Origin of the sequence: Nocardia huaxiensis (genome assembly GCF_013744875.1) — a bacterium.
Classification (GTDB): domain Bacteria; phylum Actinomycetota; class Actinomycetes; order Mycobacteriales; family Mycobacteriaceae; genus Nocardia; species Nocardia huaxiensis.
Genome location: NZ_CP059399.1, coordinates 3,757,862 through 3,768,212, shown reverse-complemented (window position 1 = coordinate 3,768,212; position 10,351 = coordinate 3,757,862). Strand labels below are relative to the sequence as shown.

8 protein-coding genes are annotated in these 10,351 nt (G+C 67.9%); 2 read left to right on the top strand and 6 right to left on the bottom strand.

The features are described from left to right. Positions 1-29 precede the first annotated feature (29 nt). Both dnaE and H0264_RS16760 read right to left on the bottom strand, forming a co-directional pair. A complete protein-coding gene (gene dnaE, locus H0264_RS16765; protein WP_181584826.1) occupies positions 30-3,578 on the bottom strand; it encodes a DNA polymerase III subunit alpha in 3,549 nt (1,182 codons plus the stop codon). A 145-nt stretch (positions 3,579-3,723) separates the two neighbouring features. Continuing rightward, positions 3,724-4,974: a serine hydrolase domain-containing protein gene (locus H0264_RS16760; RefSeq protein ID WP_181584825.1), complete on the bottom strand. Its 1,251-nt coding sequence runs from the start codon at positions 4,972-4,974 to the stop codon at positions 3,724-3,726. A 148-nt stretch (positions 4,975-5,122) separates the two neighbouring features. Between H0264_RS16760 and H0264_RS16755 the strand changes: the two genes are divergently transcribed. Continuing rightward, a complete protein-coding gene (locus H0264_RS16755) occupies positions 5,123-6,250 on the top strand; it encodes an alpha/beta hydrolase family protein (RefSeq protein WP_181584824.1) in 1,128 nt (375 codons plus the stop codon). Positions 6,251-6,306: 56 nt separating this feature from the next. Then, entirely contained in the window at positions 6,307-6,924 is a 618-nt protein-coding gene (locus H0264_RS16750) for a class I SAM-dependent methyltransferase (RefSeq protein WP_181584823.1), read from the top strand. 57 nt (positions 6,925-6,981) lie between these two features. On the opposite strand, the gene H0264_RS16745 is transcribed toward H0264_RS16750, so the two are convergent. The 4 genes from H0264_RS16745 to H0264_RS16730 all read right to left on the bottom strand — a co-directional run bounded on the left by H0264_RS16745 (position 6,982) and on the right by H0264_RS16730 (position 10,323). Further along, the gene (locus H0264_RS16745) at positions 6,982-7,383 is read right to left on the bottom strand and encodes a VOC family protein (RefSeq protein WP_181585607.1); all 402 of its coding nucleotides are present in this window, start codon (positions 7,381-7,383) and stop codon (positions 6,982-6,984) included. Between the two features lie 149 nt (positions 7,384-7,532). Further along, positions 7,533-7,739 (bottom strand): hypothetical protein, encoded by a 207-nt coding sequence (locus H0264_RS16740; protein WP_181584822.1) that lies wholly within the window; start codon positions 7,737-7,739, stop codon positions 7,533-7,535. Positions 7,740-7,825: 86 nt separating this feature from the next. After that, positions 7,826-8,512 carry a response regulator gene (locus H0264_RS16735; RefSeq protein ID WP_181584821.1) on the bottom strand — a complete coding sequence of 229 codons (687 nt, stop codon included), beginning with the start codon at positions 8,510-8,512 and terminating at the stop codon, positions 7,826-7,828. Continuing rightward, positions 8,494-10,323, bottom strand: a complete 1,830-nt coding sequence (locus tag H0264_RS16730; RefSeq protein WP_244976209.1) for a sensor histidine kinase — start codon at positions 10,321-10,323, stop codon at positions 8,494-8,496. The genes H0264_RS16735 and H0264_RS16730 overlap by 19 nt, the downstream gene beginning before the upstream one ends. Between the last annotated feature and the right edge of the window lie 28 nt (positions 10,324-10,351).

Below are 10,351 nucleotides of genomic sequence, written 5' to 3'. Positions count from 1 at the left end.
TGTGACCAGCGGATTCCGGGGAGGCCGGACTAGCCCGCCATGCAGCCGGGGCCGAGTAGCGCCTTCAAATCGCCCATGAGCGCCGAGGACGGCGACACCCGCAGATTGTCGGCCACCTTCAATACCGTGGTGCGCTCGCGCGAACCGACGTGGCGGATGTGCACGTTCGCGGTGCCCGGATGGCTGGACAGCACGCGCTTGAGCGCGCCGATCTTGTCCGGCGTGCACAGGCGGGTCGGGATGGTGACCGATACCGGCTTCTCCACGCCGATATGCGAAAGATCCGGCACCACAAGGTCATTGGCGATGAGCGAGACGCGGTCGTCGCGCATGCTGACGCGCGCCTTCACCAGCACGATGGCGTCCTCGACCACATCCATGCCGTACACCGAGTAGGACTGCGGGAAGAACAGCACCTCGATGCCGCCGGACAGATCCTCCAGCTGACACGATGCCCAGGCCAGACCGTTCTTGTTGATGCGCCGGGTCACCGTGGAGAGGATGCCGCCGACGGTCACCTGCGCGCCGTCCTTGACGTCGCCTTCCAGAATGGTCGGGATCGAGGTGTCGGACTGGTTGGACAGCACGTGCTCGACGCCGTGCAGCGGATGCCCGGACACGTAGAGGCCCAGCATTTCCCGTTCGAGCGCGAGCTTGTGTTTGGTGTCCCATTCCTCGTCGGGCACCTTCACATTGAAGACGCTGGCCACCGAATCGTCGCCGTCGTCGAGGCCGCCGAAGAGGTCGAACTGGCCGATGGCCTCCGCCTTCTTGGTCGACATGACCGCGTCGATGGCGTCGGAGTGCACCAGCATGAGGCCCTTGCGCGGATGCCCGAGCGAGTCGAAAGCGCCTGCCTTGATGAGGGATTCGGCGACCTTCTTGGAGCAGGCCACGGCGTCGATCTTGTTCAGGTAGTCGGAGAAGTCGGTGAACTTCGACTTCTCCTTGCGCGCCTGGATGATCGAGGCCACCACGTTCGCGCCGACATTGCGCACCGCGCCCATACCGAAGCGAATGTCGTTGCCGACGGAGGCGAATTCGAGTTCGGACTCGTTGACGTCGGGGGGCAGCACCTGGATACCCAGGCGGCGGCAGTCGGCCAGGTAGACGGCGGCCTTGTCCTTGTCGTCACCGACGGAGGTGAGCAGACCGGCCATGTACTCGGCGGGATAGTTGGCCTTGAGGTACGCGGTCCAGAAGGAGACCAGACCGTAGCCGGCGGCATGCGACTTGTTGAACGCGTATCCGGCGAACGGAAGAATCGTGTCCCACAGCGCCTTGATGGCGGGCTTGGAGAAGCCGTTCTCCATCATGCCCTTCTCGAAGCCTTCGAATTCGGCCTCGAGGACTTCGGCCTTCTTCTTACCCATGGCGCGGCGCAGAATGTCTGCTCGGCCGAGCGAGTACCCGGCCACCTTCTGCGCGATCTGCATGATCTGCTCCTGATACACGATCAGGCCGTAGGTATCACGCAGGATGTCCTTGAGCGGTTCTTCCAGCTCCGGGTGGATGGGCTTGACCTCTTGCCGCCCGTTCTTGCGGTCGGCGTAGTCATTGTGGGCGTTCATGCCCATGGGGCCGGGGCGGTACAGCGCGAGCACGGCCACGATGTCCTCGAACCCGGTGGGCTGCATGCGGCGCAGCAGGTCGCGCATGGCGCCACCGTCGAGCTGGAACACGCCGAGAGTGTCGCCGCGCGCGAGCAATTCGTAGGTGGCCTTGTCCTCCAGCGGCAGCGTGTCGAGGTCGAGGTCGATGCCGCGGTTGGCCTTCATGTTCTGCAGGCAGTCACCGATGACGGTGAGGTTGCGCAGACCCAGGAAGTCCATCTTCAACAGGCCGATGGCCTCACAGCTCGGGTAGTCCCAGCCGGTGATGATGGCGCCGTCCTGCGCCCGCTTCCACACCGGGATGGCGTCGGTGAGCGGTTCGGAGGACATGATGACCGCGCAGGCGTGCACGCCGGCATTGCGGATCAGGCCCTCGAGGCCGCGCGCGGTCTCGTAGATCTTGTTGACGTCCGGGTTGGTGTTGATGAGCTCCCGGACCTCGGCGGCTTCCTTGTACCGCTCGTGCTCGGGATCCATGATGCCCGACAGCGGAATGTCCTTGGCCATGATCGGCGGCGGCAGCGCCTTGGAGATCTGATCGGCGATGGCGAAGCCGGGCTGGCCGAACTGGACGCGGGCCGAGTCCTTCAGCGCCGCTTTGGTTTTAATGGTGCCGAAGGTGATCACCTGGGCGACCCGATCGCTGCCCCACTTCTCGGTGGCGTAGCGGACCATTTCACCGCGCCGGCGATCGTCGAAGTCGATATCGATATCGGGCATGGACACGCGCTCGGGATTGAGGAATCGCTCGAACAGCAGGCCGTGCGGGATCGGGTCGATATTGGTGATGCCCATGGCGTAGGCGACCAGCGAACCGGCCGCCGAACCTCGACCCGGGCCGACATTGATGCCGACCGAACGCGCGTAGGTGATGAGGTCGGCGACGATGAGGAAGTAGGCCGGGAAGCCCATCTCGTTGACGACGTCGATCTCGTAGTCGGCGCGCGTGATGTATTCGGGCGGAACGCCATTGGGGAAACGGCGGTCCAGGCCCTTCATCACCTCGTGGCGCAGCCAGCTGGCCTGCGTCTCGCCCTCGGGGACCGGGAAGATGGGCATGCGGTCGCGGTGCGCCCAGACGTCGTCGTAGGACTGGACGCGCTCGCCGATGAGGACCGTGTTGTCGCACGCGCCGGGGACCTCCGCGTCCCAGATGGCGCGCATCTCCTCGGCGGATTTGAGGTAGTAGCCGGAGCCGTCGAACTTGAAGCGGGTCGGATCCGAGAGGGTCTTGCCGGTCTGGATGCACAGCAGCGCCTCGTGATTGGCGGCGTCGTGTTCGTGCACGTAGTGGCAGTCGTTGGTGGCCAGCGGCGGAATGCCCAGCTTCTTGCCGACCTCGAGCAGGCCCTCGCGCACCCGGCGCTCGATGGACAGGCCATGGTCCATGATCTCGAGGAAGAAGTTCTCCGGGCCGAAGATCTCCTGCCACTTGGCCGCGGCTTCGAGGGCCTCGCGCTCGTGGCCCAGGCGCAGGCGGGTCTGCACCTCGCCCGAGGGGCAGCCGGTGGTGGCGATGATGCCGGCGGCGTGCTCGGCGATGATGTCGGCGTCCATACGCGCCCACTTGCCGAGCTGGCCCTCGATCGACGCCAGCGACGACAGCTTGAACAGGTTGCGCAGACCGGTCGCGTTCTCCGCCACCATCGTCATATGCGTGTACGCACCGGAACCGGACACGTCGTCGCTCTTCTGCGACGGGTCGCCCCACTGCACACGCTTGGTGTTGAACCGCGATTCCGGCGCGATGTAGGCCTCGATGCCGATGATCGGCTTGATGCCGTTCTTCTTGGCGGAGTTGTAGAACTCGGAGGCGCCGTACATATTGCCGTGGTCGGTCATGCCGACGGCGGTCATGCCCAGCCGGTTCGCCTCTTTGAACAGAGGCGTGATCTTCGCCGCGCCGTCGAGCATCGAGTACTCGGTGTGATTGTGCAGGTGAACGAATGATCCCGATGACGACACCCAGCCATACTAGGCGGCCCCACCGACCACTTTTACGCGCGCCACGCGTCGCAACTGGTGACACGGCGTGGCGTCGGGCGTGTCGTGGCCAAGGTCACTGAAGTGCCCGCTGTGCATGGGATTTCGCGCGCCGGATTCCCCGCGCCTAGGCCGCGCGCTGCTCGGCGCGGGTGGTGGTGCGACGCGCCGCGCGGGCGCCCCGCACCACCAGCGGCAGCACCCACGCCGACGCCATTTGATCCGTGACCAGGCCGGTCATGGACAAACGATTGTGGACGAGCCCGACCGAGAGGCCCAGGCGCGGTTCGGCCCAGCCGAAGGAGCCGCCGAGCCCGACATGTCCGAAGCCCGCATGCGCGCCCGGAATCGGGAGCGAGTGATAGCCCATGTGCCACAGCATCGGGGCGTAGAGCAGGGAGTGATCGAGGCGGTAGGTCTCGATGCGGCGCATGGACCTGAGGGTCTGCTCGGACAGGTAGCGGCGGCCGCCGGCCATGCCGCCATTGGCGAGTGCGCCGTACATGGTCGCCAGGCCGGTGGCGGTGCAGACGCCATTGCCCGCGGGGAGCTCGGTGTCGAGGACGGCGGGTTCGTCACCCTCGACGAGGATTTCGAGGCCGGGCAGGAACAGGCAGCGCGCCAGCGCGCCGAGCGCGCCGGGCAGGCTGTAGGAGTGGCCGAGGAACAGCGCGGCGTAGTCGGTGCCGACCAGGGCCAGGCGATTGCCGAGCAGGGTGGCGGCGGTGGTGCTGGAGCCGGCGGGCGGGCGGCCCAGGTGGATGCCGTCGGTGCCGAGCGGTTCGGCGATCTCGCTGCGGAACAGTTCGCGCATGCCGCGGCCGGTGACGGCGCGCGCCAGACCGGCCAGCAGCCAGCCGTAGGTGAGCGCGTGATAGGCCGGAACGCCCAGCAGGCGATCGGGTTTCGCCGCGGCGAGACGCTCCTCCATGAGGCGGTGGTCGAGCACCTCGTCGAGACCGGCGGCGATCTCCGGCAAACCTGACAAACCCGAACGATGGGAAAGCATCTGGCGGACGGTGATTTTCGCCTTGCCGTTCGCCCCGAATTCGGGCCAGTACGCGGCCACCGGAGCGTCGTAGTCGATAAGCCCGCGATTGGCCAGACGGTGAATGACCGTCGCCGCAACGCCTTTGGTGGCGGAGAAGACCACCGAACCGGTGTCGGCCGTCCACGGCCGGGCCGGACCGGCTTCACCGGCCCAGACCTCGACCAGCGGTTCCCCGTGCCGAAGTACCGTGAGCCCGGCTCCCGCGCCCGGCCGGCCCCCCAGTCGCCGCGCGAAAGTGCGTACCAGCGGGCCGAATTCGGCGGCGGCGTAACCACCCACTCCGGTGGGCAGATCCGCGAGGGCCGGGGAGGAAGCGACTTTGCTCACGAAATCCACGGTACGAGCGCATTCGCGCACCCGGCAATGGACGCGTGCCCAGAGTTATGACCGCCGACCGAGTGGTTATGACAAGGTGCCGGGCGGTGACGACGACGTTACGCGACCCGCACGCAATCGTGATGCGTAGTCTGGGAATATGCGCGCGCCGCGATCGCTGCTGCCGATCCTGTTCGCCGTCGCCCTGGTCTCGGGATGCTCACAGTCCCCGCAGGAGACGACGACATCCCCGCCCGCCGCCACCCAGAGCGAGAATCCGAAGCAGTGGCCGCCACGACCGCAGGAGCCGAAACCACCGTGGCCGTACACCTCCGAGGAGGTCAGTTTTCACAATGGCGATCTGACCATCGCGGGCACGCTGACCCGGCCGGACTCCGGTGGAAAGCATCCGGCGGTGCTGCTGGTGACAGGCAGCGGGCCACAGGACCGCAATGAGGAGATCCTGGGGCACAAGCCTTTTCTGCTGCTCGCGGACACGCTGACCCGCGCGGGATACGCGGTGCTGCGCACCGATGATCGCGGGGTCGGCGGCACCGGCGGCACCCTCGCGCACTCCAGCTATCAGGAGCTGAGCAGCGATATCGGCGCGGGCCTCGCCTACCTGCGCGGCCGCCCGGAGATCGACGGCGACCGCATCGGATTGCTGGGACACAGCGAGGGCGGGTATCTCGCGCCGCTCTACGCCTCGCGAGCCGACAGCGGGGTCGCCTTCACGATTCTGCTTGCGGGACCGGCGGTTCCGGGTTCGGAGGTGCTGCTGGAGCAGACCCAGCTGATCCTCGCGGCCGAGGGCGCGACACCCGAGGAGGTCTCCGACGAGATCGGCTTCCTCTCCGGCCTGACCAATATGCTGCGCATCGGCGACCTGGAGGGCGCGCGCAGCTACGCGCAGGGACACAACGAGAGCCTGCCGGTGGAGCAGCGCGCCCCGGCCGAAACCATCGACGACATGGCCTCCCCGTATATGGCCGGACTCGTCAATTACGATCCCGCCCCGGCGCTTTCGGCCCTGCGGGTGCCGGTCCTCGCCATCTACGGCGGCAAGGATCTCCAGGTCCCGGCCGAGCAGAGCGAAGGCCCCATGCGCACCCTGCTGGCCGCCGGGCCGGACGCCGACGTGCACGTCTTCGACGGCCTCAACCATCTGCTGCAACCGGCCGACAAGGGCGTTCCCTCCGAGTACGCCTTCATCGACACCACCATCGATCCGGTGGTGCTGGACTACGTGACGGCCTGGCTCACCCAGCGCTTCCCCACCACGCGCTGACCGATTTGTGAATTTGACACTGGCCTCGGCCTGCCCGGGTTGGGACAGTGGAGGGCGTGGGTATCTACGAAGATCGCGTCCTCCCCCGGCTGGTCGACCTGGCCTGCGGCAACCGAATCATGGATCCGCTGCGCCGGCGTGCCTGCACCGACCTGCACGGCCGCGTCGTCGAGATCGGCTTCGGCTCGGGCCGCAATATCCCCTTCTATCCGGCCTCGGTGACCTCGGTCAGCGCCATCGACCCCGCCGGCCTCGGCTGGAAGATGGCCGCCGACCGCCTCGCCACCGCGACCGTCCCCATCGAACGCGCCGGGCTGGACGGCCAAGCCCTCCCCTTCGACGACGACACCTTCGACTCGGCCCTGTCCACCTGGACGCTGTGCACCATTCCGGATGTCGCTGCGGCCCTGCGGGAACTGCGCCGAGTCCTGATTCCCGGCGGCACCCTGCATTTCGTGGAGCACGGCCTGGCTCCCGACCCGAAGGTGCAGACCTGGCAGCACCGCATCAACCCGGTCCAGAAGGCCGTGGCGGGCGGCTGCCACCTCAACCGCGACATGCCGACTCTGGTCCGCGAGGCCGGATTCGAGCTCCGCGAGGCCGATCGGTTCTACCAGCCCGGCGCGCCCAAACCCTGGTCCGCCATGACGGTCGCCGTCGCGGTCTCGGCCTGATCGCGCGGCATGTGCCCGGGGCCTCCATGGACCCCGAGCACATGTCTTTCGTGCGAACTACGTTTGCGGCCAGCCACCGTACGGGACGGTGATCAGCTCCATGAAGTGGCCGGAGGGGTCTTGGAAGTAGACGCCCCGGCCGCCGTCGTTGGTGTTGATTTCATTGACGCCCTGCATGCGCGGGTCGGCCCAGTAGGTTCGGCCGGAATCCTGGATCTTCTTCAGGGCCGCATCGAATTCGGCTTCCGAGACCAGGAAGGCGTAGTGCTGGGGTTGGATGCCGCCGGGGAGGTCCGGTGGGGTGTTCGCGAAATCGAAGGTCACGCCGTTGGCGGCGGTGATCGGAATGAACGGACCCCATTGATCTCCCACCTCCAACCCGAGGATGTCTGCCCAGAATCTTGCGGAATCCTGGTTGTTGGTGCATCCGACGATGGTGTGGTTGAACTGGATGGACAGTGGAATTCTCCTGTGGTCGTGACGACGCCGACCCTGGACCGGTACAAGTCGGCCGACAGGAGCATCGCCACGCCTTCGAAGTTAGCCAAAGTCCGCGGGGTTCGCCAACCCGCATGTGTGAAGTGCCACAGGCGAGTTGGCGTTCGGGACTACTTCTTGGCGGTGCCGGAGTCGGCCGAGAAGGAGGTCAGCAGGCAGATCAGGCTGTCGGGCCACTGCTGGACGCAGACGGTGGCGACGGGCTCGGCGGGGGCGGCGGGCTCCAGCGGGACGGCGGCGGCGGCGGTGGCGGTGGCGGCGAGCGGGGCCAGGAGCAGGGTGGCGGCGAGGACACCGGCACGGAAACGATTACGCATGAGGGTCATTCCTTCCCGGACGGTTGGGACAGTGCGACCGCCCGACCGCAACTTAGTGAACTAAATACATTTCAGACAAGCCCGCGTTACCGGGCGGGACCAGCCGAATACTCCTGTTCCGGGCGGCCCGTGCTGCCGTAGCGCAGTTGCATGCGCAGGCTGCCCGCGCCCACCAGGGCGGCCAGGTAGCGCTGCGCGGTGGCCCGGGAGATGCCGATGGCGGCCGAGACCTGCGCCGCCGACATGGGATCGTGGGAACCTCGGACAGCTTGCAGGACAAGGTCTTTCGTAGGCGACTGTACCGGCGGCGCGGACTGGGCGGAGGGGCCGGTGGCGCTGGCCGCCGGGCGCAGGGCGGCCAGCGCGGCATCGACGTCGACGGCACTCACCTCGGGGTCGGCGAGAATGCGGCGGTAACGGGCGTATCCCGCCAGGCGAGCGGCCAGGGCGGCGTGGTCGAACGGCTTCACCAGATAGCCGAGCGCACCCGCCGACAGCGCGGCCCGCACCGTCTCGGATTCGGTTGCGGCGGTGAGCATCATGGCGTCGAAGCGGATCTCGCGGACCAGCTCGACCCCGGAGCCGTCGGGCAGGTAGACGTCCACCAGAGCCAGATCGAAGTCCGATTCCGCTATGGCGGCGCGGGCCGCGGCCAGCGTGTTCACCGTCGCCCCGACCGTGAAACCCGGTAGCGCCGAGACGATTCCGGCGTGCAGGTTGGCCACCCGGAAGTCATCGTCGACCACCAGAACGTTCAGATCTCCTCGGCCCACGCCGGTTCTCCCTCTGTCAGTACATCGGGCAGGACGGCGATGAATTCCGCTCCCGCCAAAGACTTCTCGACTCCGACCGACCCGCCCGGATCGGCCAGCCGCACCTCACCGCCCAGCGCCCGCGCCACCTGCCGGGTGAGCGCCAGCCCCACCCCGCGCCCGCCCGGGACACCGTGCCCCGGATTGGTCGAAACACCTTCCGTGAACAGCGAATCCACTACCTCGGAAGCGACACCCGGCCCGCTGTCGAGCACCACGATGTGCAGCGTTCCGGCCTCCTGCACCATCTCCAGCTCGACCACCGCGTCAGCGACGGCGGGGTAAGCGGGGCGAGCGGGGCCGGCTCCCGCCCCGCTGTGTGGCATCCGCTGCGCGTCGTCACCCACGGGACCCTCCTCGATTCCGACTACCCCGGAGCCGCCCGAACCCGGCCGACCGGTGCGCGCGGCGTGGATTGCATTGTCGAGGAGGTTGCCGAGCACGGTCGTGACATCCACCGGCGCAACGAGATTCGCGTCGACCCAGGTGTTGGGGCCGAGCCGCAGCTGTACACCCTGTTCGCGGGCGTGGGCGGCCTTGGCGGACAGGAAGGCCTGCAGGTAGGGGTCGCGGATGGCGTCGATGCCGGGCAGGGCCGCGCCAAGGGGGCCGGAGCCGAGGAGTTCGCCGAGGTAGTGGGCGGCCTCGTCGGGGCGGCCGGTGTGCAGCAAGCCGCTGAGCAGGTGCAGGCGGTTGGCGAATTCGTGGCGCTGGGCGCGCAGGACGGTGCTCATGGACTGGACCGCATCCAGTTGGCGGGTCAGGGATTCCACGTCGGTGCGGTCGCGGACGCTGAGGACCGCACCCAGGGGGCGGCCGTCGCGGTGGACGCTGCGGGCGGTTACCACGACGATGCGCTCCCCTACCGCGGCTTGGACGGGGTGTCCGTCGGCGGCGCGGAAGGCTTCCAGAATCCTTGGCGTCAGACCGATTTCGGCGACCGGCGCGCCGGGAGCGGGGTCTGTGCCGAGCAGGCGGCGCGCCTCATCGTTGACCACGGTGACCCGCCAGGCGGAGTCTGCGGCGACCACGCCCTCGCCGATGCCGTGCAGGACGGCGTCCTGCTCGCGGACCAGTTCGGCCAGTTCGGAGGGCTCCAGGCCGAGGGTCAAACCATGCCAGCGACGGGCCAGCAACACTGACCCGGCGATACCGGCAAGCAGTGCGCCGCCGATCAGCAGGCCCGCGCGGCGCAGATCGCCCATGAGCTGGGTGCGGACCGCGGTGGTGGAGATGCCGACGCTCACCTCGCCCACGACCCGGGCATCGTCCACCCCGGGCGTAGCCGGTTCCAGCACAGGGACTTTCGCGCGGACCGATTCACCGAGGGTGCCGTGCTCCTGGATGATGACCTCGTCTCCGGCCAGCGCGCGGGACGGGTCGGTGCTCACCTTCTCCCCCAGCCGGGCATGGTCCGGATGCGCCAGGCGGATGCCGGCATCGTCGGTGATCACCACGAATAGTGCGCCGGTGCGCATGCGGGCATCGTCGGCGATGGCCGCGAGTTCCCCGCTCGCCAGCTCGTTCCGGAGTTCCGGCCCGGCGACCAAGGGCGTCTCCGCATACCGCGTCACCCGCGCCCGCACATCCGGATCCGAGGCGACGGTGCGTGCGATGGCCAGTGCCCGCTGCCCGTACTCGTCCGACAGCCGCTGCCCGCCCACATACGCGAATACCCCGAATGCCAATCCGAGGGTCAGGCCCACCACGGCGATCTGCAGGAGCACGATCTGGGTCCGGAGCCGGACGGAGCGGGGGCCGAGCGAAAGCACGGCCACAGTGTAGCCACCCGCCCGCAAA

Bases quoted from the DNA above. Each gene is read 5' to 3' on its own strand.
- H0264_RS16755 (WP_181584824.1), top strand. From the start codon at position 5,123: ATGCGCGCGCCGCGATCGCTGCTGCCGATCCTGTTCGCCGTCGCCCTG.
- H0264_RS16740 (WP_181584822.1), bottom strand. From the start codon at position 7,739: ATGCGTAATCGTTTCCGTGCCGGTGTCCTCGCCGCCACCCTGCTCCTG.